We start from the raw sequence: 23,307 nt of genomic DNA, 5'->3' as shown, positions 1-23,307 counted from the left end.
TGTTGATTAAATGGTTAGTGGTTAATGGTTAATGGTTAGTGGTTAATGGTTAGTGGCTAATGGTTAGTGGTTAATGGTTAATGGTTAGTGGCTAATGGTTAGTGGTTAATTAATAAATTAGAAAATTTGGAAATTAGAAAATGAGGTGCGAGCTTGAGTTAGAGGAATGAGGCTGTGCCTCAGAAATTAAACAAAATCAAGGCTACGCCTTGTGAAATGGGGAGAGAGGTTAGTCGGAGTTTTCGGGGAAACTTGAAGAGGCTCTGAGTTTTCGGAAGGAAACGGAAAAGTTCGGAAGTGAGTCGGGAGGGGTTTTGGTGAAAAAAGGGTGTAAGGAGGGTGGGGTTAGCTTATAGAGAGCTTATAGGAAGCTTATACGAATCTTGGACGATTGGTATAGGAAGAGTGCATAAGTAGTTGACTCATAGTATAATACAGTGATGCAAAAAATGGTAAAAACAGGGTTTCGAGGCGAAAGAAAGAGGAAGAGGCAATAGGCCTTAGGGCATAGGCACTAGGGGGAGTGTGACGGAAAATCGAAGGTAATGTGGTAAAAATATCCTCCTATACACATATCCAGCAGTCGCTGGCTACCTCCAAAGGGGGGAATGCGGCGAGTCATTTATTCGGTAAGCCCCCGAACCCCCGAAGGGGGACAAGCTGGAAAAGGTGATAAACCTTCCTCTTATCACATACTCCGTTCTCGCGGTACACATATCCAGTAGTCGCTGGCTATCTTGGAGAGGGGGAAGGTAGGGACGGAAAAGGGAAGAAATGACGAGGGACGATTGACGAAGGGAATGTGAGAGCATAGCGTGACTGGTAATTTAATTAGCATATTTGAAAATTAGAGAATTAGAAGATGTGTTTGTGATTTCTGCTAAAAATATGTACTTTTGCCCCCTAAAAACATCAGAATAATGACTACCGCTATCTACAAACACTTCTTTTTGGGTTTTCTCTTTTTAAGTCAGTTTATCTTTGCACAAAAGGGATTGGAGGCGCTTATCATCAGTGATGGGGTACTGCTGAAATGCGACAACAGTAAGTTGCCCCGCGATGGAAGCATCGAACTGCCTCGCACTGTAAACAGAATTGCCAAAGAAGCCTTTAAAGATTGTCTTCCACTGAAATCTATCAGCATTGCGGGAACGGCAACTACTATTGAAGAGGGGGCTTTCTCGGGCTGTACTAACCTTACGAAAGTGGAAATATTGCCTAATTCGGTAACCTACATAGGAGCTCGTGCTTTTGCGAATTGTACTAAACTGTTGATAATATATCTGCCTAATTCGGTTACTAATATAGGGGAAGAAGCGTTTAGAGGGTGTTCTTCACTGAAAAAAATAGAGATTCCGGAAAATGTGAGTGAGTTGGGCAATCGGGCTTTTATGGATTGTTCGGGCTTGCAACAGGTGAATTTTTTGGGCGAAAAACTATCAGTGATTTCTTCACAACTCTTCTACCAATGCAAGCAGTTACAGAAGACGGTACTCCCTGAGAGCGTGAAAAATATAAGAAGTAGTGCTTTTGCGTACTGCGAAAACCTCTCTTCGGTAACATTTCCTAAGCAATTGGAGAGTATAGGCGATGATGCTTTTGAGTATTGCAGACGATTGACAAGCATTGATATCCCTGATAGTGTAGTGTTTGTAGGGGCAAGTGCTTTCAACAGTTGTAGCAGTTTGATGAAGGTAAAACTGCCTTACGGGTTACGCCATATCCTAAACGATACTTTTTTGGACTGTGCGAGTCTTACTGCTGTTGTGATTCCGGATACGGTAGAGAAAATCAATATACAGGCTTTTAAGAATTGTAGTTCGCTAGTGCGGGTGCAGATGCCTTTGGCACTTACCAATATTTATTACGCAGCTTTCTACGGCTGTAAGAGTTTGCAATACATTGATTTGCCTGATGAGGTAAAATATATAGGAGGCTTTGCTTTCGGTGAATGCCAGAATATACAAACAGTAGAACTACCCAAAGCGGTAACCGTAATTGCTTCGAAGGTATTTTACAACTGCACGAACCTCACAGAGGTGAAACTATCGAAGTTTACGACTTCAATAGGGGTGCAGGCGTTTTACGGTTGCGCGAATTTAAAAGAGCTGAATTTGCCGAGCACCATAGAAAAGATAGATTTAGGAGCCTTTGAGAATAGTGGACTTATGGAATTGCACAGTAAAGCTACAACACCTCCTATTATAAATAAGATAGGCTACCGCGGTAAAGTGGTAGTGCCGCATAGGTCACTAAGTTTATACAGAGAAGCGGTAGGGTGGAAAGATTGTGCTTTGGAATAGCGGGAGGAGGACAAGAGGTAAAAGGTAAAAGATAAAAGGTAAAAGAATGAGGTGGACGGAAAAGGTAAAAGGTAAAAGAATGAGGTAGGGAAGCATAAATATTAAAAAAATAATGTGAAAAGTTTGGTGGATTGAAAAATTCGCCGTACTTTTGCCACCCAAAAGCGCACATAAATAGGCGTAATATTACTCACTTATAACACTAATAAGTTATGATTCAATACATTAAAGAGTCTTATGAAGAGCTAACGAACCACGTTACGTGGCCTACTATTTCGGACGCACAGAGAGAAATGGTGGTAGTAGTGGTGTTTTCCATTTTATTTTCATTAGTAATTTGGGGAATGGATTCTTCATTTGAATACCTTATAGGTAAGTATTTTGAATTTATGAAATAAAAACAGCGAGGATGTCTGGATTAATAGAAAAAAAATGGTATGTAATTAAAACCGTTACCGGTCAGGAGAACAAAATAAAGAACTACATAGAGAACGAGACCTCACGATTGGGGTATGCGGACTATGTGGAAGAAGTATTAGTGCCTACTGAAAAGGTGGTTCAGGTGCGCAATGGCAAGAAGACCACTAAGGATAGGGTTCATATGCCCGGTTATGTAATGGTGAAAGTTCACTTAGCAGGTGAGGTAGTGCATATCATTAAGTCTATCCCAGGAGTAGTAGGTTTTTTGAGTGAAACCAAAGGAGGCGACCCCCTACCCTTGCGCAAAGCTGATGTAAGCCGTATGCTCGGTCAGGTAGATGAATTGGCTGAGACGGTAGAGACGGTAGCGATTCCGTTTGAAGTAGGTGAAATGGTAAAACTTATAGATGGACCTTTCAACGGCTTTAATGCTACCATAGAGCGCGTGAATGAAGAGAAGCGCAAACTTGAAGTGATGGTAAAAATCTTTGGGCGCAAAACGCCATTAGAGCTAAGCTACACCCAAGTAGAGAAATTGTAACAAAGTCCTCGTAAAAGAGGCATTTAAATAAATTATTAATTATAAACAATGGCAAAAGAAGTTAGTAAAGTAGTTAAACTACAAGCTCGGGGAGGTCAAGCGAATCCTTCGCCACCAATTGGACCCGCATTAGGTGCTGCCGGTGTTAATATTATGGAGTTCTGCAAGCAGTTCAACGCACGTACGCAGGACAAACAAGGGAAAGTACTTCCTGTGGTTATCACCGTTTACAAAGACAAGTCATTCGACTTTGTTATCAAGACTGCGCCTGCTGCTGTTCAGCTATTGGAAGCCGCTAAGGTTAAAGGAGGTTCCGGAGAGCCAAACCGTAAGAAAGTAGCAAGTATCACTTGGGAACAAGTGAGAGCAATTGCAGAAGACAAAATGCCGGATTTGAGTGCATTTACAATTGAATCTGCAATGAGTATGGTTGCTGGTACGGCACGTTCAATGGGTATTACAGTAACTGGAGAAAAACCTTTTTAATCGCAAAGCAATATGGCAAAATTAACAAAGAAACACAAAGAAGCTCTTGCAAAAGTTGATAGAAACAAACTCTATTCATTAAAAGAGGCTTCAGCATTACTTAAAGAAATCACTTACACTAAATTTGATGCTTCTGTGGACATTGCAGTGCGTTTAGGGGTAGACCCACGTAAAGCAAACCAAATGGTGCGTGGCGTAGTTACGCTTCCTCACGGAACAGGTAAAGACGTGCGAGTGCTTGCCTTAGTAACTCCAGAGAAAGAAGCAGAAGCTAAAGCTGCTGGAGCTGACTATGTAGGGCTTGATGAATATCTACAAAAGATAAAAGATGGCTGGACAGATGTAGACGTAATCGTTACTATGCCAGCAGTGATGGGTAAGTTAGGTCCTTTAGGACGAGTATTGGGCCCTCGAGGCTTAATGCCAAACCCTAAAACTGGTACTGTTACTATGGAAATCGGGAAAGCTGTACAAGAAGTAAAGTCTGGTAAAATCGACTTCCGCGTAGACAAAACAGGTATCGTTCACGCCTCTATCGGTAAAATATCCTTCACTGCCGATAAGATTGTAGACAACGCTAATGAGTTAATTCAAACATTAATAAAGATGAAACCTACTGCCGCTAAGGGTGCGTATATGAAATCGATTTATCTTTCATCTACTATGAGCCCAAGTATTGCAGTAGATACTAAAACAGTTTAATTTGTAGTTAAAAACCGAAATTATGACAAGAGAAGAAAAATCATTAGTAATAGATAATTTAACTGCACAGTTAGCTGAGAGTAATGTTATTTATGTAACAGATTTAACTGGTTTGAATGCTCAGGACACAAGCGCATTGCGTCGTGCTTGTTTCAAAGCAAATATCAAATTAGCAGTTGTGAAAAATACCTTGCTTGCTAAAGCAATGGAAGCTTCAGAAAAAGAATTTGGTGAATTGCCAAATATCCTTAAAGGAAACACTTCATTGATGTATGCAGAGGTAGGAAATGTACCTGCAAAACTCATCAAAGAATTCCGCAAGAAATCAGAGAAACCTATCTTGAAAGGGGCATATGTAGATGCGGCTGTATTTATTGGCGACAATCAATTAGACGCCTTATCAGCTCTCAAATCTAAGAACGAAGTTATTGGTGAAATCATTGGCTTGCTCCAATCACCTGCCAAGAACGTTGTTTCAGCTCTTAAATCAGGAGGAGGTAAATTGGCTGGTATCATCAAGACCTTATCTGAAAAATAAAACTAAACGCACAAAATTATTTTTAAACAATTAAACAAAAACGATAGAAAAATGGCAGATTTAAAAAAATTCGCAGAACAATTAGTAAACTTAACCGTTAAAGAAGTAAACGAGCTTGCACAAATCTTGAAAGATGAGTACGGCATTGAGCCAGCAGCTGCAGCAGTAGCAGTAGCAGCTGGAGGTGCAGTAGCCGGAGGTGCAGCAGAAGCTGGTGCTGAAAAAACAGAATTTGATGTATTCTTGAAATCAGCAGGTGCTAACAAATTAGCGGTTGTTAAATTAGTAAAAGACTTAACTGGTCTTGGACTAAAAGAAGCTAAAGAAGTAGTAGACGGCGCTCCTTCAAAAGTAAAAGAAGGTGTTTCTAAAGAAGAAGCTGAAGGGCTTAAAAAATCTTTAGAAGAAGCTGGTGCAGAAGTAGAATTGAAATAATTTTACTTATAAACCCTATAAGGTTTAGGTCTTTTTCAGTAGGAATTAGACCTAAACCATTTTGTAATTTAAGGCAACAATACAACAACGATATTATGGCAAGAGATTTGTGCCATATGAACTTTAAAAAAGTTTAGGACTTTGACAAAGTCTTAACTATGACAAACTCACGACTAACGACTTACTACTAACGATTAAACAATAATATTAAAGTAAAGAAAATGCTTACGAATCAAACCGCAAGAGTGAATTTTGCTTCCGTGAAACACGTTCCTGAATATCCTGACTTCTTGGATATTCAAATCAAATCGTTTCAAGAGTTCTTTCAGATGGAGACCAAATCGGAAGACCGAGTGCACGAGGGATTGTATCATACCTTTAAAGAGAACTTTCCTATATCGGACACTCGCAACCAATTCGTATTGGAGTTTCTCGACTATTTCGTAGACCCTCCTCGCTACACTATCCAAGAATGTATAGAACGCGGTCTTACCTATAGTGTGCCTCTGAAAGCCCGATTAAAGCTTTATTGTACTGACCCCGAGCACGAAGATTTTGAAACTATCGTACAAGACGTTTATTTGGGCACAATCCCTTATATGACGGCAAGCGGAACATTCGTTATCAACGGAGCTGAGCGTGTAGTAGTATCGCAGTTACACCGTTCACCAGGGGTATTCTTCGGTCAGTCGTTTCACGCTAATGGTACTAAACTCTACTCCGCACGTATTATTCCTTTCAAAGGTTCGTGGATTGAGTTTGCTACCGATATCAACAACGTGATGTACGCCTATATCGACCGTAAGAAGAAACTCCCTGTTACAACACTCTTCCGTGCGATTGGGTTTGAACGCGATAAAGATATATTGGAAATATTCGACCTTGCAGAAGAAATAAAGGTTTCTAAAACAGGGCTTAAAAAATACATCGGTCGTCGTTTGGCTGCCCGTGTGCTCAACACTTGGCACGAAGACTTCGTAGACGAAGATACCGGAGAGGTAGTATCTATTGAGCGTAATGAGATTATCCTCGACCGCGATACTGTACTCGACGAAGATAACATTCAAGAAATCTTAGAGGCTGATGTAAAGACCATTCTTCTTCACAAAGAAGATAGTCAGGCTACTGATTATACCATTATCCACAATACTTTACAAAAAGACCCTACCAACTCTGAGAAGGAAGCGGTGGAACACATTTACCGACAGTTGCGTAATGCTGAACCACCCGATGAGGAAACTGCTCGCGGTATTATCGACAAGTTGTTCTTCTCAGACCAACGTTACAACTTGGGAGACGTAGGACGTTACCGTATCAACAAAAAATTGGGCTTGGATACCCCTATGGAAAAGCAAGTGCTTACCAAAGAGGATATCATCACCATCGTGAAATATTTGATTGAGCTCATCAACTCTAAAGCAGAGGTAGATGATATCGACCACTTGTCTAACCGCCGTGTGCGTACGGTAGGAGAGCAATTGGCAGCTCAATTTGGCGTAGGTCTTTCTCGTATGTCGCGCACTATCCGTGAACGTATGAACGTACGTGACAACGAGGTATTTACTCCTATCGATTTGATCAATGCGAAGACCCTTTCGTCTGTGATTAACTCGTTCTTTGGTACAAACCAATTATCTCAGTTTATGGATCAAACGAATCCATTGGCTGAGATTACCCACAAACGCCGTTTGTCTGCCTTAGGACCTGGAGGTTTGTCACGTGAGCGTGCGGGCTTCGAGGTGCGAGACGTACACTATACTCACTACGGACGTTTGTGTCCTATTGAAACCCCAGAAGGACCAAACATCGGTTTGATATCTTCGTTGGCGGTATTCTCGAAGGTAAACGGTATGGGCTTTATAGAAACGCCTTATCACAAAGTTACTAATGGGAAGGTAGATCTTAAAGATATGACCTACCTGACTGCCGAAGACGAAGAAGGACTCAAAATTGGTATGGCTAATATCGCATTAGACGATAAAGCTAATATCATTGAGGAAAAAGTGGTTGTAAAAGAAGATGGTGACTTCCCTGTAATTGAACCTAACGAAGTACAATATATAGACGTGGCGCCTAACCAAATCGCTTCTATTTCGGCTTCCCTTATTCCGTTCTTGGAACACGACGACGCGAACCGTGCGTTGATGGGCTCGAATATGATGCGTCAGGCAGTACCTTTGTTAAGACCTGAAGCGCCTATCGTAGGAACAGGTTTGGAACGCCGTGTAGCTTCAGATGCCCGTGTGCTTATGAACGCAGAGGGTGATGGTACCGTTGATTATGTAGATGCTGATAAAATCATTATCACTTATGACCGTACTGATGAACAAAAATTGGTAAGCTTTGATGCTGATGAAACAGTATATAACCTTATCAAATTCCAAAAAACAAACCAAGGCACTTGTATCAACCTAAAACCGATAGTTGAAAAAGGTGAGAGAGTGAAAAAAGGTCAGGTGTTGTGTGAAGGTTATGCTACTGAAAACGGAGAGTTAGCACTCGGTCGTAATATGAAGGTAGCGTTTATGCCTTGGAAAGGTTATAACTTTGAGGACGCAATTGTGATTTCGGAACGCGCTGTACGCGAGGATTTATTCACTTCTATCCACATTGATGAATACGCTTTGGAAGTGCGTGATACTAAATTGGGAGCCGAAGAACTTACCAATGATATCCCTAACGTATCGGAAGATGCAACCAAAGATTTGGACGAATACGGTATGATTCGCATTGGAGCAGAAGTACGCCCAGGAGATATTCTTATCGGTAAGATTACTCCTAAAGGAGAATCAGACCCTACCCCTGAAGAGAAACTCCTCCGTGCTATCTTTGGTGATAAAGCGGGTGATGTGAAAGACGCTTCTCTAAAAGCTTCACCTTCACTTTACGGGGTGGTTATCGACAAGAAATTGTTCTCACGTGCGGTAAAAGACAAACGCAAACGCAGTAAAGATAAAGAAGATGTAGCACAATTAGAAGCTGATTACAACGCTAAGTTTGAAGCTCTTCGCTCTAAATTGTTGGAAAAACTATATAGCTTGGTAGCTGAAAAGACTTCGGAAGGAGTAGTGAACGACCTCGGTGAAGAAATTGTGCCTAAAGGTAAGAAATATACTAAGAAAGTGCTTGAAGGCATTGAGGATTATGCTCATCTTACTTCTGCAGGTTGGACTGACGATAAGCACATCAACGGTCTTATAGACGACCTTTTGCACAACTATCGCATTCGTGAAAATGACCTACAAGGAGGATTGCGTCGCGATAAATTTACCATTGCTGTAGGAGACGAATTACCTGCAGGTATCCTAAAATTAGCTAAAATTTACGTAGCTAAGAAACGTAAGCTAAAAGTAGGAGATAAGATGGCGGGTCGCCACGGTAATAAGGGTATCGTAGCGCGTATCGTTCGCGATGAGGATATGCCGTTCCTTGAAGACGGAACTCCGGTAGACATTGTGTTGAACCCTCTTGGGGTACCTTCACGTATGAACATCGGTCAGATATACGAAACTGTATTGGGTTGGGCAGGACAAAAGCTCGGCAAGAAGTTTGCAACTCCTATCTTTGATGGAGCATCGCTTGAGCAAATTAATGAGCTTACCGATGAAGCAGGCGTACCGCGTTTCGGTCATACTTACCTATACGATGGTGGTACCGGCGAACGTTTCGACCAAAAAGCAACCGTAGGTGTGATTTATATGATTAAGCTCGGGCATATGATTGACGATAAGATGCACGCGCGTTCTATCGGTCCGTACTCACTCATCACCCAACAGCCATTGGGAGGTAAAGCCCAATTTGGTGGTCAGCGTTTTGGAGAGATGGAGGTATGGGCATTGGAGGCTTATGGAGCTTCTAGTACCTTACGCGAAATCTTAACTGTAAAATCTGACGACGTAGTAGGTCGTGCCAAAACTTACGAAGCGATTGTAAAAGGTGAGACAATGCCAGAACCAGGCTTGCCAGAATCTTTCAACGTATTGATGCACGAGCTTAAAGGTCTTGGATTAGATATCAGACTTGAAGAATAATGATTAATTATTAATGGTTAATGGTTAATAATTAATTGTTGAAGTTATAATAAAATTCCAAACTATTGAATATTCAGTAGTTTGGAATTTTTGTTTTTATATAGGAGGTTAAGGAAAAGGGAAGATGATTATCCCCAAGTGCTTAGCTAAAATTCATCAAAAAGGGTATTACCTGTCCAATCCCATTCTTTTTCCTTTTTTGCTGAGTTAAGTACCTCATCCATAGTATAAGCCCTATAACTTGCTGAGATGCATTCCTTTTCTTCCTTTTGTGTTTCGTTGTTAAACAAGTAAAACTCTGCACAGAGGTCTATACTTTTCCATTGTAACCAAGTTTTTACTTGCTTAATTTCGTACTTACTTAGTTTTTCAGCATCACCAAAAAGCAGTACAGAAGTTATACTTTTGCAGTATTCCTCCATTTTGGGATTATGATAATCTCTTTCTCTATTAGTAATGCAACGAAGTGTCCAAGATAAGAAGAAGTCTACCAAACTTTCTTTTCTTGCCTGTATTTTTTTCATCGTGCATAAAGAACGATTTTGTTTTGTCCATTCTGTCTTTTTCGATTTTGTATAGTTTTTAAAAATATTCTTCTCTCAAGCCCTTTTTTATTTTTTCATTGTCTAGTGTAAAAGTATATTCTTCTGGGAAATACTCTGAAAGTTCTAATTCTGAGGTACTGAACTGTAGTTCAGAAAGGAGAGGGTATTCTTCTTTTATGTCTAAATCATACTCGCTTTTAATTATAAATTTAGGTGTATTTTCTCCTCCTATTTTAGCAACGTTCTTAATATCTATTGGTAATAGATAAGCATCTTTTAAAATCCATCTCTTTATATCATTAGAGAAAAATATTTTCGATGTATCATAATAAATGTATTTTGCTGACATTTGATCATTATAATAAGAAGCATAGTCTTCTATTTCTTCTTTCAATTGGATAGCTTCTTCTTTTCCTATTTTAAGATTACTTTCTACTGAAATAGTATCTTCGGTATAGTAGCGATAATCATTATAGCCTCTATAATCATCATTAGCAGTTAGAATGCGATATAGTTCTTCTTCTGTTTTATAACTGTATATAGGAATACTTCTACCTATAGTAATTGGATAAATCTCTTCGTCGGCATTATACTTACCTAAATTAATATAGAATCTCAATTCACGAAGTATTGAAACAACTATATCTGAACTAATTTCTTGAATTTTTTCTTTTCCATTGTTTTGTAGTCTTTCCTTAAACTCATTGGTTGTTTCAAATTCTCCTTTTTGTGCCCATTTTAAGAAGTTATCTTTAATTCTTGCTTTTATTTTTGCTATATCTGAAGTGTTTCTTAAAGATTCTTGCTCTTTTCTAATTCTTGCTTCCTCTTCTTCAAGCCTCTTTGTTTCTCGTTCCTGTTCTTCTTTAAGGCGTTTTTCTTGTAGTTCCTGTTCTCTTTTAGTCTTAGCTAATTTTTCTTGCTCTTCTCGTTTTTGCTGTTGAATTATTTGTCGCTGTTTCTCTTCTTTTTCTTTTTTGAGTTCAGCAGGAGTTTTAAGTTTTTCAGCGGCTTTCATTTCGTCTGCTATTTTAGTGATAAGTGCGTATGCTTGTATTGAACCGTGTTTTTTGCTATAAGTAGCGAGTTTTTGGTTAAACATTCCTCTAAGCATAGCTTCACCTAAGTCTTTATCTTTTCTTAGCCGATTAATTTCAGAAAGAGGAATACCTACCTGCTGTAAGTATTTATTCTCTATGGCTTCTACTTTTTTTTGATAAGCTGTTTTTTGTTGTGCAAAAGTAGGAACTACCAATAACAATAGTAGCCCTATTAAAAACATTTTTTTCATTGTATTTTGAATTTTGTTAATAATATTCTATGGTTCTTATGGTAACAGCTTTAGGGGTAGCATCTTGGAAGTAAATTCTTTTTACCCAATTTCCTTTGCTATCTGATTCATAACGAGAATAAGATACTTCAATCCACTTATCTTCAAGTTTTGTAGTAGTATTTCGTTTTCCTATAAGATTACCCTTACTGTCATATTCTAAATATTCTATTCTCTCTCCTACTTTTATATCAGGAATAGGGTCGCTACTATACTCATCACTTATGATAGGAGTTCTATGCTCTATCAATTGATTATTTTCATTATACTTAAAGAACTCATTAAATTTTTTATCATCAGCTCCGAGAACAATTAGATTACCTTTCTCATCATACTGATAATTTTTCTCAGAAAAAACGAGATACTCACCTGCTATGTTCTCTTCTGTCCTGATTAATTGTCCCTTTGAGTTATATTTATAAATTATTTCATCTCTTGTACTACCATTAGGCAAAATTATTTTCTTCTTACTTTTATGCCCCTCATTATCATATTCATAAATATAAGACATTCTTTTATCCTTAGGACGGTGATCTGTGTAGTATTCCTCATACTCTTCTCTTACAAGTCTATCTCCTTCGTAAATATAATTAGTTTTAGTATTCAAAAACCTATTGGGTAATGGCTCTGAAGTAGCTATTTCTGTAACATTTCCTTTTTTATTGAACAAGATTTTTTTTGTACCTTCATAGCTAAGTTCTTCCCCTGCTACAATTCTTCCTGACTCTTCTACTGCCTTATAAGTAGCATACTCAATGGATTTTACATTCCCTTTTAGTTCATATTTTTGCAAATCTTCAGTCTGCTTGTCAGATTGCCCACAAGCTATCTGTAATAGTAAACTAATTAATAATATGATTCTATTCCTCATTTTGTTGTTTTTTTTGAGGAAGTAGATTGTATGCTTTACAACCTACTTCGTTGGTTTATATAATTTTAGCTAATAATTCTTGTGCTTTTTTATTATTGTTGTTGCTACTTTTGGTAAGCCATTCGATAGCTTTCTCTTGGTTTTTATCAACAAAGATACCTTCTAAGTAGCAAAAGCCTAAATTATATTGAGCTCTTGCTTCTCCTTGAGCAGCAGCTTTTTCCCACCAAAAAAGAGCATTCTCATAAGATTGAGGGTTAGATTTTCCTTCAAAGAAACGGAATCCCATTTCAAATTGGGCTTCAGCATCTCCATTTTCTGCTTTTTCTAAAACTTTGCTTCCTCCGAAAATATCTACTTGTGCTTTTTCCATATTTTCCAAGTATTTAGCAGCTTCATCTTGTTTAGGAGCTATGGCTGATTTTCTTAAGGTTTTACCCCATTTGTTATCTGTGAATTCTCCATCTGCCCCCAATAGATAGAATTCATAAAAAGGTATCAACATATACCAACCTGATTTACCACAATCGTGACATCTTTTTACTCCTTGTGTTAAGTTAAAAAATATCAACGGAACAAAAGCTAATACATAAACTAAAAAAGCTGTGTTTACATTCTCAAAAGACTCAAAAATATGGTCTATAAGGTAAGCTCTCAGAATGATGTAATATGCCAAACTGATTAAAAAAGTAATGACGTATTCTTTTCTACTAATACGTCCTTTAAATGAAAATGGTGCTTTAAACATAGTATAATAATTTTATTTGGTTACCTACTCTCTTCAGGCTTTTCGGTTTCCGCCTTGTTGTTTATATAAGGACATAAAAAAACGCGGTGCATTCCTTGTTTACTCATTACAGAAGCCCGACCAAAGGCACACTACAAAGTAAAAAGGAATGCCCACGTAACCGCAGGCACTTCCACTTCACTTCCCTGTAGTGTAAAGAAAAATTGGTCGTATTTCTGTAAAGGAAAATGTAAAGCGAAACGCTAATATTGTTTATGTCTTTAAATGGCTATTTAACCGCAGTTAAATAGTGTTTAAATTGTTCTCGGTTGTCTAATTTTGGTGCATAGTTACGACAAATTTTTGTACTATGCAAGTTTTAACATTTATTTTTTTTACAGATGAGTTGTAAAAAATTAGAAATCAAATAGCAGAAGATAGAGCAATGAGGGCGTGAGCACTAATATTTTTTGAACTTTATCGCGAGTGATGAGTGTTGCTATAAATATAACTTTTTCTAACATAAGAGCTACAATTTTAATCCTTTTAAGGCGTCTAATAGTATTTCTACTCTTTGTTTGCAACTCTCGAAAAAAGCATCACTCTTTACAATATCTCTCTCCCAATGTTCAATGGTTAGATTGCTGATGTTTTCATAAAAAGGATACCATTCTGTTTCACGAATAGGAATTCCTTTTTCTTGCAAACGTTGGTGCAAGGTTGTTTTATTTTCTTCTGAAATTTGATACTTTTCGGGGTCATTATATACTCCGTAGTAATAACCTCCTTCTTCAAAATCGAAGCTTATATTTACTTTATCTTCCCATTCTTTACAACTAAGATAAAAGCTTATATGTGATTCGTGAGCTTCCTCGTAATGGTATTCTAATTTTCTGCCCTTAGCAAAGGAGTCCATTTTAGGGTTCAAATGTGTTTGGGCTAAGTAATCGAATACTTTGGGATAGTTTAGAAAAATGTTTTGTACGGCTTCTAAGTTGCCAAAATCACCTAAAGTTTTTACTATTTCTTCTTGATTTTTGGTGTTCATATCTTGATTTGTGAGTGTTTTTAAATGGTTACTGTACTGAATGAGGGTTTCACGTACTATGGGTAAGCGAGCTGATAGGGTAATACATTGGTCTAACCACTTGATAATAGTATCAGAATAAGAAATGGGTAGGTAGTTCACCCCTTCACCGCTTTGCTCTGAAGCCTTATCTCCCAAGAGTGTAAGATAATAAATCTTATACGCCTTATACTGTTTTTGAGAGTATTGGTTGTAGCGTTTTAATTGTTCGCGTTGGTCAGGTGCGTAGATTTTATTTTCTATGATAAGAGCATTCTTTTGGTCGTCTTCTATGAGGATATCTATACGTCCGTTATCGGTAGTATATTCGGTATAAGCAGTTGCTGTTGAGGGATTGAATGTAGTGGGTATAGAATCTTTGTCGATTAGATTTAAAAAAGCTTCAAGGAAGGATGATTTTAGTGAATGAGAGCCCTTGGGGTTTAGCAATTCGGCAATAATGGCAGAATGGGTATTTTCATAATGATTTACCCCACAGATGCGAAACATATTAAAGCGCCCTCCCGTAGCGTCCAAAAGTTCGTTATTCTTTTGGGTGATAGTAGCGACTTGCTGTAATAGATTTTTTAGTTCTTTCATCATTATTCCTTTTGGGATACAAAATTAGGAAATTAAAATCAAAATATTGTTTTTCGCTGAAAAAAATGTATATTTGTGCGTTTTCTTTCTAAAAACAATTATTATGCAACAACTTACTTACACCACTGACGATAATACAGAATATCAACCCTGATTACTTTTTGGGACACTTGGTGAATATAAGGCTCAATGATAACTATTGTCTTAGCTTAGAAACTATTAGCGGATAACGAATATATTTTATAATGATTAGCTATATGCAAAAAGAACATACAAGGTTAAGATAAGGATCGGCAATACAACTCTCTTTGAGTTGATTTTGAAAGGATGAAATCAATAAAAATATTTAAAATGATACGTAACAAAACACTTATTTTCTTTTTACTCATATTATCTGCTTGTGGCAAACAAGCAGGAGAAGATGAACAGCAGAAGCATCGTAGGTAAACTGTAAAAGGATAACAAACATTTAAATAAAAACCGACTATGAAAAAGTTCATAACATTAGTAGCAGCATTTGCCCTTGTGGCTTGCGGAAAGGACAGCAACGGAGGCGGCGGAGAGGATCCGATCGACCCCAGCGTAGTGTACAAAACTTCGGGCGACCTTTTCGGAAAGAACTATGTGGCAAAGGGGACCGTTTTTACACGAAGGGTAGACAAAGAGATGCCTCTCGCGCCTAATTCAGCAGCGATTGCAAAGAAAATGAGATCGCTGGCAACCAATCCTTACGGGGTGATCACCACTATTACTCGTCAGCACTATAATTACACCATAATTATAGTAGATAGTAATGATAAGAACCAGCATTATGCTAATTTTATCCCCGAAGGGCAGTATGAGCGAGACGATGCTGACCTCTATAAATACACGGGAGGGCGTCAGCCTATCGTGCACGATGCCAAGCCTGCCGCTGGGAACGATGCGCATATGGCGGTCTACGACGTGGCAACGGGAGTGATGCGTCAGTACTTCGGAGTAACGTATGTGAACAGCGGTGAGTACAAGTTTAAAGGCTCGGGCTACTTCATTGCCAAGCCAGGACTGCGTGGGCTCGCTAAGGACAACTATTGGATGCGCCTTTCCAAAGGCGGTAGCTCGGTAGTGGGAATGCTCAATCCGCTTTCGCAGATCGGTATCGAGGAAGTGAGGGCTGGGGAGATCAATCACGCCCTATCGTTCACCATAGCGCACGCCCGTAAAGGCTTTTCGTGGCCTGCGAAGGCTGGCGATGGCGATCTGGACGATGCCGACGCCCCAATGGAAGGGCAATGGTGCCGTATCGACCCGAAAGTGGACTTGGATAAACTCGGATTGGGTCCTATGACCCTGATGATTGCCAAGGCGGTGCAGAAATATGGGGCTTATGCCGCTGATAAGAACGCATTTTGCCACACTTTCACCACCGAGCACGGCATTTATGAGCTTGCGATCCACGGGTTAGACCCTTGGGAACACGATGGGGAGTTTGAGAAGAAGTACGGCAAGTTCGATAACATCAACGACTTCCCTTGGGAGCTCACACAATGGGCACCTGTTGACTGGGGGAAAAAATAAACGTAGGAATCTTTTGGAGCAAATCTTATTAGCCTACAAAGCGGAAGATACCCAAGTATTGGCTGAAAAGTTTGATATTTCGGGAGAGTTTTTAGAAGAAATCTATGAAATGTTCGATTTTGTAGAAGATAAAAGCGTATTGCACCTTTTCCCAATAGAAGAAATGGATAAAAAAGAAAGAGGAGGGGTAAACTTAAGCGTCTATAACTTCAATAATGACGATACTACGGTAGGAATAGAAGCTCATTTGTGGGATGAGAAGGAATATTTTGCTATCATCAAAGGATATTACAACCTTGGTGAGCAATTCCCTAAGTTTGTATTTCACTATTTTAGTGTTTAATATGCACTGCCACACTTTGCCAAAGGTCGTAGCACGACGGGCGGAGAAAATTAGCAAATTAGCAGATTGGAGAATGAGATAAATGCCAATAATACCAATAATACCAGAAATAATCAACTTTGCCAAAGGTGCGAGCCGCACAGGCAGTGCGAGCCGCACAGGCAGTGTGAGCCACACAGGCAGTCGTAGCACGGCAGGCGGGGAAAAATTAGCAAATGGGGAAAGGTTGAGGAGTTCGGAAGAAAACGGAAAATTTCGGAAGAGGAGAGGAAGGGTTTTTGATGAAAAAAGGCTGTAAGTAGGGTGTGGTTAGCTTATAGAGAGCTTATAGGAAGCTTATACGAATCTTGGACGATTGGTATAGGAAGGGTGTATAATGCACTATGTATGAAAGGAATAGAGGGCGAAGAAAAACAACATTAAAAGTAAGTTTAGTAGGATGATAAAAGGTAAAAAGCTAAAAAAGGAATTGGTTTTTGAAGGAAGTGTAATAAAAAAATGCCAAAGGTGTGAACCACGCAGGCGGTTAACATCTTTGGCAAAGTTATGATTATTTGTAATTAAATTAAGCTTGTCCGGTTACACCAAAGAGAGGAATGGCGTGACGGTCGTCGCTATTGGTGATAGTGCCATTGGCTTGTTCAAACTTCTGGATATTATCATCTAAGGCGAATAGCAGGCGCTTGGCGTGCTCAGGGGTAAGGATAATGCGACTGCGCACCTTCCCTTTGGGCATCCCTGGCATTACGCTCACAAAATCGACTACAAACTCGGTAGACGAGTGGTTGATAATTGCTAAGTTAGAGTATACTCCCTTGGCAACCTTGTCGTCGAGCTCAATGCTCAACTGTCCTTCTTTTTCTTCTACTTCGTCCATTGTCTATCTCGATTTTTTCTTTTCTACCACGGGTTCTAAATCGGCTTTAGAACCTACGATGATTTTCTCGTATTCTTTGAGTCCGGTACCTGCAGGGATACGGTGACCTACGATTACGTTTTCTTTCAAGCCGTCGAGGAAGTCTACCTTACCACTTACCGCTGCTTCGTTTAATACCTTCGTAGTTTCTTGGAAAGAAGCTGCTGAGATAAACGATTTGGTTTGCAACGATGCACGAGTGATACCTTGTAGCACTGGCATAGCAGTAGCAGGAATCACATCACGGGCGATTACCAAGTTCTTATCGGAGCGTTTGAGTAGTGAGTTCTCATCGCGCAATTCACGCAGGCTCACTATCTGTCCAGCTTTTAAGTTTTCGGAATCTCCGGCGTCTTCTACTACTTTCTTACCAAACAAGCGGTCATTTTCCTCGATAAAGTCGTCTTTGTGGACTAACTGACCTTCGAGGTAGAGGGTATCACCTGGGTCTTGGATTTCCACTTTACGCATCATCTGGCGAACGATAACCTCAAAGTGTTTATCGTTAATTTTCACCCCTTGCAAGCGGTATACTTCTTGTACTTCGTTTACTAAATACTGTTGTACTGCCGATGGTCCTTTAATACGCAAGATATCATCAGGTGTTACAGAACCATCGGAGAGCGGTTTACCTGCACGTACAAAGTCGTTTTCTTGTACCAAGATTTGGCTCGATAATTTCACCAAGTATTTACGTTCTTCGCCCGAGCGTGAGGTAACGATTACCTCTTTATTACCGCGTTTGATTTTACCGAACGATACCACTCCGTCAATTTCGGATACGATGGCAGGGTTCGATGGGTTACGTGCTTCGAAAAGCTCGGTAACACGAGGAAGACCTCCTGTAATATCCCCAGCTTTGGCAGAGCTACGCGGTATTTTCACAAGCACCTTACCTTCTTCAATCTTGCTGTTGTTGTCCACCATAATGTGAGCACCCACAGGTAAGTTGTAAGAGCGGAGCGTTTCGCCATTCTTATCAGTTATGAGCAAGGTAGGAATCAACTTCTTGTTACGCGATTCTACAATCACTTTTTCTTGGAAACCTGTTTGCTCGTCTATTTCTACTTGGTAAGTAACTCCCTGTTCGATATCTTCATAAGCGATTTTACCAGAGTATTCCGAGATGATTACCGCATTATAGGGATCCCACTGGAAGAGTAAAGTTCCTTTTTTCACCTCTTCTTTGTCTTTTACAAAGATATGCGCTCCATAAGGAATATCGTGTGTTTGAAGTACCATTTTGGTAGTAGGGTCAAGCACGCGGAGCTCAGATGAACGCACTACTACGTCCACAGGGTTTTGTTCGTTGTCTTTACCACGAACTACCCGTAAGTCTTCTATTTCTAGTACACCGTCAAAACGGGCTTCAGTTTTATTTTCTTCTGATACGTTACCCGCAACCCCACCTGCGTGGAAGGTACGCAAGGTAAGCTGGGTACCTGGTTCACCGATAGACTGGGCAGCTACTACTCCTACGGCTTCCCCTTTCTGTACCATACGTCCGGTAGAAAGGTTTCGACCGTAACATTTTGCACAAATACCGTGTTTTGCTTCACAGGTAAGTGCCGAGCGTACTTCTATCATATCGATAGGAGCGGCTTCTATTTTATCTACTATTTTTTCAGTAATTTCTTCACCAGCACCCACAATAAGTTCTTCGGTGAGAGGATTGTATACATCGTGGAGCGATACACGTCCTAAAACGCGCTCGCCAAGAGTTTCTACTACTTCCTCGTTCTTTTTGAGGGCACGTACTTCTACCCCACGCAAGGTACCACAGTCTTCTGTATTAATAATCACGTCTTGTGATACGTCTACCAAACGACGAGTTAAGTAACCCGCATCGGCTGTTTTCAAAGCAGTATCGGCAAGACCTTTACGGGCACCGTGGGTAGAGATGAAGTATTCGAGGATAGATAGTCCTTCTTTAAAGTTTGACAAGATAGGGTTCTCGATAATTTCACCACCCCCTACGCTCGATTTCTTAGGTTTTGCCATCAAACCACGCATACCGGTAAGCTGACGAATTTGCTCCTTAGAACCACGCGCTCCCGAGTCGAGCATCATATACACTGAGTTGAACCCTTGCTGGTCTGTGCTGATGCGTTTCATCGCCAATTCAGTAAGTTGCGCATTGGTAGATGTCCACACGTCAATCACCTGATTATAACGTTCGTTATTGGTAATGAGCCCCATATTATAGTTCATCATAATACCATCTACGAGTCCGTTAGCTTCGGCTATCATATTAGCTTTTTCTTGCGGAATGATGATATCTCCTAAACTGAACGACAATCCACCTTTAAAGGCAAAACGGTATCCCATATTCTTGATTTTGTCAAGGAAGTCTCCCGTTACAGGAATGCTGGTAGCTTTGAGGATACGACCGATGATATCACGCAATGATTTTTTGGTAAGTACCTCGTTGATGTAGCCTACTTCCAAAGGTACAAGCTCATTGAAGAGCACACGTCCTGTGGTAGTTTCTACTATGGGATAATATACATTGCCATTTTCGTCGAGGTCACGCACTTTCACTTTAATAAAAGCGTTTAAGCTGAGCTTTCCTTCGTTATAAGCGATATTCACTTCTTCTGCTGAATAAAAAACTGAGCCTTCCCCTTTAATAGGATATTCAGGGGTAGACTTACGACCTTTGGTGATGTAGTAAAGCCCCAAGACCATATCTTGTGAAGGTACAGTAATAGGCGAACCATTCGCAGGGTTGAGGATATTGTGTGAAGCCAACATTAAGAGTTGTGCCTCTAAGATAGCCTCAGGACCTAATGGCAAGTGCACCGCCATTTGGTCGCCGTCGAAGTCGGCATTGAACGCTGTACACACCAATGGGTGCAACTGTATTGCTTTCCCCTCAATGAGCTTAGGTTGGAATGCCTGAATACCCAAACGGTGCAAAGTAGGAGCACGGTTCAGTAGTACAGGGTGACCTTTGATCACATTCTCCAAAATATCCCATACTACAGGCTCTTTCTTGTCAATGATTTTCTTAGCTGATTTCACCGTTTTCACAATACCGCGCTCAATGAGCTTACGTATTACAAACGGCTTATAGAGTTCGGCTGCCATATTCTTTGGCAAACCACATTCGTACATTTTGAGTTCAGGACCTACCACAATTACCGAACGTGCTGAATAGTCTACACGTTTACCGAGGAGGTTCTGACGGAAGCGCCCTTGCTTACCTTTCAATGAGTCAGAAAGTGATTTAAGCGGACGATTAGACTCTGTTTTTACAGCTGATGATTTACGTGTGTTGTCGAAAAGTGAATCTACCGACTCTTGAAGCATACGTTTCTCATTGCGCAAAATCACGTCAGGAGCTTTGATTTCCATCAAGCGTTTTAAACGGTTATTACGAATAATCACACGTCTGTAAAGATCGTTAAGGTCGGAAGTCGCAAAACGTCCCCCATCAAGCGGTACTAATGGGCGCAATTCAGGCGGAATCACAGGAATCACCTTCATTATCATCCATTCAGGCTTGTTCTCGCGGTTTCTTTGAGATTCGCGGAACGCCTCTACCACTTGTAAGCGTTTAAGAGCTTCAGTTTTGCGTTGTTTAGAACTTTCGTTATTAGCTTTGTGACGCAAGTCGTAAGAAAGTGCGTCTAAATCCAAACGTTCTAAGAGTTCAAGAAGACACTCAGCCCCCATTTTAGCAATGAACTTATTAGGGTCAGTATCTTCTAAATATTGGTTATCAGCAGGAAGACTCTCAGTAATAGCGAGATATTCTTCTTCTGAAAGGAAGTCTAAGTATTGTAAATCTTCACCTTCTGGTCCTTTGGCAATACCTGGTTGGATAACTACATAGCGCTCGTAGTAGATAATCATATCCAACTTTTTCGAAGGAAGCCCTAACAAATAACCTATTTTGTTAGGTAATGAGCGGAAATACCAAATGTGAGCGATAGGCACCACAAGGTTGATATGTCCTACTCTTTCGCGGCGTACTTTTTTCTCGGTTACTTCCACGCCACAACGGTCGCAGACGATGCCTTTATAACGAATGCGTTTGTATTTACCACAAGCACATTCATAGTCCTTTACAGGACCAAAAATACGCTCACAAAACAACCCGTCGCGTTCAGGTTTGTGAGTACGATAGTTGATAGTTTCAGGTTTAGTAACCTCACCGCGTGAAACGGCTAAGATAGATTCAGGAGAGGCCAAACCAATCGAAATCTTATCAAATTTAGGGACAGCTGTATTTTTTTCTCTTGCCATATTATTTATGGTGAATATAATAAATTTATGGGGCTTCATAGAGGTCTCCCCACGAAGCCTATTTACAAAATATCGTGCAAAAGTACAACTATTTTTTAAAATAGCAATTATTTTTTCGCAATATTTTTAGAAGAATATTTTAAGAGGTTGATAGTTAGTAGCATAAAATTTATCGAAGTCTCAAACTTTTACACTTTCAAAGTTTCTACTCGCCTGTCCTGCTACTACCTTTGCCAAAGTTTCTAATTTGCTTGTCGTCCTACGCCCTTTCTCAAAGTTGAAATCTCCTCCGTATTACCTTCATCATTCGTCCCTGGTCATTCGTCATTTCTTCCCTTATCCGTCACTATCTTCCCCCTCTTCGAGGTAGCCAGCAATAGCTCGGTATGTGTCCCGCGAAAGCAAAGTATGTGTAAAGAGGGAGGTTTGTCACCTTTTCCAGCTTGTCCCCCTTCGGGAATTTTGGGGCTTACCGAATAAATGAGTCGCCACATTCCCCCTTTGGAGGCAGGGCTGTTACATAGAGTTACAAATGTTTGATTTATAATATATTAAATTCATAAGTTCTTTGAAATTAATGATACTCCATTCCATAGCTGACTTGATAGAGTCTTTTCCATTAAGACGAAATAGGTTAATTGATATATTTCTCATTATTGAAAGATTCTCAGGAGCATTACCTGATTTAGTCTTACTCTTGTCCTCTTTCATTTGTACATCTTTCACCCAGTGCAAACGATTTTCTATACCCCAATGAGAACGTATGTGATTAGCAAAGAAATCAGCCTTATTCTTAGCTACACTGCTAATATGGTAAACTATCTCTATTGTCTGACCTTTCTTTGTTTTGACATAACGTGTTGTTTCTATAATTCGCTTTATACCAAACCATTCAGGAGAAATACCCTCTAAATTTTTATAAACTTTGGTAATACGCAATTCATCACGACCTCTTAGCAAAGAACACTCTTGGTAAGTGTGCATTAAATACTTTTTTGTAGCAACATTTGCTTTTATTTGCTCAAAAAGCTTTTTTTGATTACCTTTTACTTGTACTATGTAGTCATTTTTTGACTTTATAATAGTTTCAAGAGTTTTTTTGACAATGTAAGGCATCTAAAGTGATTATTTCACCTTGAATGTCTAAGGCTTGTAAGAGTCTTTGAACGGTATAAATTTCAGATTCTTTTTTGTTCTCTAATTTATCACAAGCTAATACAATGCCTCTTTGTGAAGCAAAAACACTTATCAATGAAACAAAATTCTGATAGTTATTTTGAGTGTCTTTAATAGTTCCTGCAATAGCCTTTCCATCAACAGCAAGTGTTTCACCTTGACACATTGGTAAAAATTGGGCAGTCCACTGATTGAATTTTTGGGCAAAATCATCAAAATCAATTTCCATAAATATCCTTCTAATAGAGCCATATGTAGGTACTTTACAGAAAGTTAGATACTTTTTAAACTCCCATTGGTTTTCTTTGAGGAAACGGCCTATTTCTCGATAACCAGTATAACCTGACATTATTGCTGTTAGGCACATAATCAGGAAGTTAGGCATTTTATGGCGGATACCGCGTCTTTTTCTAGTATCCTCTATACTAGATAACATTTCTATCAGTGTCATAGACTTTTACATTTTATT

At 39.6% G+C, this 23,307-nt stretch carries 18 protein-coding genes and 1 pseudogene; 11 read left to right on the top strand and 8 right to left on the bottom strand.

All coding sequences use genetic code 11. The features are described 5' to 3' along the window. The first annotated feature begins 608 nt into the window (after positions 1-608). The 9 genes from ACSQ7D_RS11975 to rpoB all read left to right on the top strand — a co-directional run bounded on the left by ACSQ7D_RS11975 (position 609) and on the right by rpoB (position 9,456). Positions 609-725, top strand: coding sequence for a phosphinothricin acetyltransferase (locus tag ACSQ7D_RS11975; RefSeq protein WP_223375694.1), 117 nt, complete (start codon positions 609-611; stop codon positions 723-725). Positions 726-920: 195 nt separating this feature from the next. Continuing rightward, entirely contained in the window at positions 921-2,303 is a 1,383-nt protein-coding gene (locus ACSQ7D_RS11970; RefSeq protein ID WP_437136379.1) for a leucine-rich repeat protein, read from the top strand. 212 nt (positions 2,304-2,515) lie between these two features. Then, entirely contained in the window at positions 2,516-2,701 is a 186-nt protein-coding gene (gene secE, locus ACSQ7D_RS11965) for a preprotein translocase subunit SecE (protein ID WP_002673667.1), read from the top strand. Positions 2,702-2,712: 11 nt separating this feature from the next. After that, positions 2,713-3,264 carry a transcription termination/antitermination protein NusG gene (gene nusG, locus ACSQ7D_RS11960; RefSeq protein WP_002673668.1) on the top strand — a complete coding sequence of 184 codons (552 nt, stop codon included), beginning with the start codon at positions 2,713-2,715 and terminating at the stop codon, positions 3,262-3,264. A 48-nt stretch (positions 3,265-3,312) separates the two neighbouring features. Continuing rightward, a complete protein-coding gene (gene rplK, locus ACSQ7D_RS11955) occupies positions 3,313-3,750 on the top strand; it encodes a 50S ribosomal protein L11 (protein ID WP_002673669.1) in 438 nt (145 codons plus the stop codon). Between the two features lie 12 nt (positions 3,751-3,762). Next, positions 3,763-4,452 (top strand): 50S ribosomal protein L1, encoded by a 690-nt coding sequence (gene rplA, locus ACSQ7D_RS11950; protein ID WP_002673670.1) that lies wholly within the window; start codon positions 3,763-3,765, stop codon positions 4,450-4,452. Positions 4,453-4,474: 22 nt separating this feature from the next. Then, positions 4,475-4,990, top strand: coding sequence for a 50S ribosomal protein L10 (gene rplJ / locus ACSQ7D_RS11945; RefSeq protein WP_437136378.1), 516 nt, complete (start codon positions 4,475-4,477; stop codon positions 4,988-4,990). A 51-nt stretch (positions 4,991-5,041) separates the two neighbouring features. After that, entirely contained in the window at positions 5,042-5,425 is a 384-nt protein-coding gene (rplL, locus tag ACSQ7D_RS11940; RefSeq protein ID WP_002673673.1) for a 50S ribosomal protein L7/L12, read from the top strand. A 221-nt stretch (positions 5,426-5,646) separates the two neighbouring features. Further along, on the top strand, positions 5,647-9,456 hold the full coding sequence (gene rpoB, locus ACSQ7D_RS11935) for a DNA-directed RNA polymerase subunit beta (RefSeq protein WP_009411590.1): 3,810 nt from the start codon (positions 5,647-5,649) through the stop codon (positions 9,454-9,456). Between the two features lie 146 nt (positions 9,457-9,602). On the opposite strand, the gene ACSQ7D_RS11930 is transcribed toward rpoB, so the two are convergent. From ACSQ7D_RS11930 to ACSQ7D_RS11910, 5 genes are all read right to left on the bottom strand, one after another. Then, positions 9,603-9,980, bottom strand: coding sequence for a hypothetical protein (locus ACSQ7D_RS11930; protein ID WP_437136377.1), 378 nt, complete (start codon positions 9,978-9,980; stop codon positions 9,603-9,605). A 58-nt stretch (positions 9,981-10,038) separates the two neighbouring features. After that, positions 10,039-11,292 (bottom strand): hypothetical protein, encoded by a 1,254-nt coding sequence (locus ACSQ7D_RS11925; protein ID WP_437136376.1) that lies wholly within the window; start codon positions 11,290-11,292, stop codon positions 10,039-10,041. A 16-nt stretch (positions 11,293-11,308) separates the two neighbouring features. After that, positions 11,309-12,202 carry a hypothetical protein gene (locus ACSQ7D_RS11920; protein WP_437136375.1) on the bottom strand — a complete coding sequence of 298 codons (894 nt, stop codon included), beginning with the start codon at positions 12,200-12,202 and terminating at the stop codon, positions 11,309-11,311. Between the two features lie 55 nt (positions 12,203-12,257). Beyond that, positions 12,258-12,950, bottom strand: coding sequence for a DUF805 domain-containing protein (locus ACSQ7D_RS11915; protein ID WP_437136374.1), 693 nt, complete (start codon positions 12,948-12,950; stop codon positions 12,258-12,260). A gap of 508 nt (positions 12,951-13,458) precedes the next feature. Continuing rightward, on the bottom strand, positions 13,459-14,595 hold the full coding sequence (locus tag ACSQ7D_RS11910; RefSeq protein WP_437136373.1) for a PD-(D/E)XK nuclease family protein: 1,137 nt from the start codon (positions 14,593-14,595) through the stop codon (positions 13,459-13,461). Between the two features lie 486 nt (positions 14,596-15,081). On the opposite strand from ACSQ7D_RS11910, the gene ACSQ7D_RS11905 reads away from it, so the two are divergent. Both ACSQ7D_RS11905 and ACSQ7D_RS11900 read left to right on the top strand, forming a co-directional pair. Beyond that, a complete protein-coding gene (locus tag ACSQ7D_RS11905; RefSeq protein ID WP_437136372.1) occupies positions 15,082-16,152 on the top strand; it encodes a hypothetical protein in 1,071 nt (356 codons plus the stop codon). Between the two features lie 13 nt (positions 16,153-16,165). Beyond that, positions 16,166-16,495, top strand: coding sequence for a hypothetical protein (locus tag ACSQ7D_RS11900; protein ID WP_308766729.1), 330 nt, complete (start codon positions 16,166-16,168; stop codon positions 16,493-16,495). 565 nt (positions 16,496-17,060) lie between these two features. On the opposite strand, the gene ACSQ7D_RS11895 is transcribed toward ACSQ7D_RS11900, so the two are convergent. From ACSQ7D_RS11895 to ACSQ7D_RS11885, 3 genes and pseudogenes are all read right to left on the bottom strand, one after another. After that, the gene (locus ACSQ7D_RS11895; protein ID WP_009418481.1) at positions 17,061-17,372 is read right to left on the bottom strand and encodes a DUF3467 domain-containing protein; all 312 of its coding nucleotides are present in this window, start codon (positions 17,370-17,372) and stop codon (positions 17,061-17,063) included. A gap of 3 nt (positions 17,373-17,375) precedes the next feature. Further along, on the bottom strand, positions 17,376-21,662 hold the full coding sequence (rpoC, locus tag ACSQ7D_RS11890) for a DNA-directed RNA polymerase subunit beta' (protein ID WP_437136371.1): 4,287 nt from the start codon (positions 21,660-21,662) through the stop codon (positions 17,376-17,378). A gap of 516 nt (positions 21,663-22,178) precedes the next feature. After that, positions 22,179-23,274 (bottom strand): annotated as a pseudogene (locus tag ACSQ7D_RS11885) (ISAs1 family transposase). Positions 23,275-23,307: the final 33 nt, after the last annotated feature.

The sequence above is a fragment of the Capnocytophaga sp. G1920 genome (genome assembly GCF_051417515.1).
This window is presented reverse-complemented; position numbering and strand designations above follow the sequence as displayed.

Coding starts and splice junctions, on each gene's coding strand:
- ACSQ7D_RS11975 (WP_223375694.1), top strand. CDS start 609: ATGCGGCGAGTCATTTATTCGGTAAGCCCCCGAACCCCCGAAGGGGGA.
- ACSQ7D_RS11970 (WP_437136379.1), top strand. CDS start 921: ATGACTACCGCTATCTACAAACACTTCTTTTTGGGTTTTCTCTTTTTA.
- secE (WP_002673667.1), top strand. CDS start 2,516: ATGATTCAATACATTAAAGAGTCTTATGAAGAGCTAACGAACCACGTT.
- nusG (WP_002673668.1), top strand. CDS start 2,713: ATGTCTGGATTAATAGAAAAAAAATGGTATGTAATTAAAACCGTTACC.
- rplK (WP_002673669.1), top strand. CDS start 3,313: ATGGCAAAAGAAGTTAGTAAAGTAGTTAAACTACAAGCTCGGGGAGGT.
- rplA (WP_002673670.1), top strand. CDS start 3,763: ATGGCAAAATTAACAAAGAAACACAAAGAAGCTCTTGCAAAAGTTGAT.
- rplJ (WP_437136378.1), top strand. CDS start 4,475: ATGACAAGAGAAGAAAAATCATTAGTAATAGATAATTTAACTGCACAG.
- rplL (WP_002673673.1), top strand. CDS start 5,042: ATGGCAGATTTAAAAAAATTCGCAGAACAATTAGTAAACTTAACCGTT.
- rpoB (WP_009411590.1), top strand. CDS start 5,647: ATGCTTACGAATCAAACCGCAAGAGTGAATTTTGCTTCCGTGAAACAC.
- ACSQ7D_RS11930 (WP_437136377.1), bottom strand. CDS start 9,980: ATGAAAAAAATACAGGCAAGAAAAGAAAGTTTGGTAGACTTCTTCTTA.
- ACSQ7D_RS11925 (WP_437136376.1), bottom strand. CDS start 11,292: ATGAAAAAAATGTTTTTAATAGGGCTACTATTGTTATTGGTAGTTCCT.
- ACSQ7D_RS11920 (WP_437136375.1), bottom strand. CDS start 12,202: ATGAGGAATAGAATCATATTATTAATTAGTTTACTATTACAGATAGCT.
- ACSQ7D_RS11915 (WP_437136374.1), bottom strand. CDS start 12,950: ATGTTTAAAGCACCATTTTCATTTAAAGGACGTATTAGTAGAAAAGAA.
- ACSQ7D_RS11910 (WP_437136373.1), bottom strand. CDS start 14,595: ATGAAAGAACTAAAAAATCTATTACAGCAAGTCGCTACTATCACCCAA.
- ACSQ7D_RS11905 (WP_437136372.1), top strand. CDS start 15,082: ATGAAAAAGTTCATAACATTAGTAGCAGCATTTGCCCTTGTGGCTTGC.
- ACSQ7D_RS11895 (WP_009418481.1), bottom strand. CDS start 17,372: ATGGACGAAGTAGAAGAAAAAGAAGGACAGTTGAGCATTGAGCTCGAC.
- rpoC (WP_437136371.1), bottom strand. CDS start 21,662: ATGGCAAGAGAAAAAAATACAGCTGTCCCTAAATTTGATAAGATTTCG.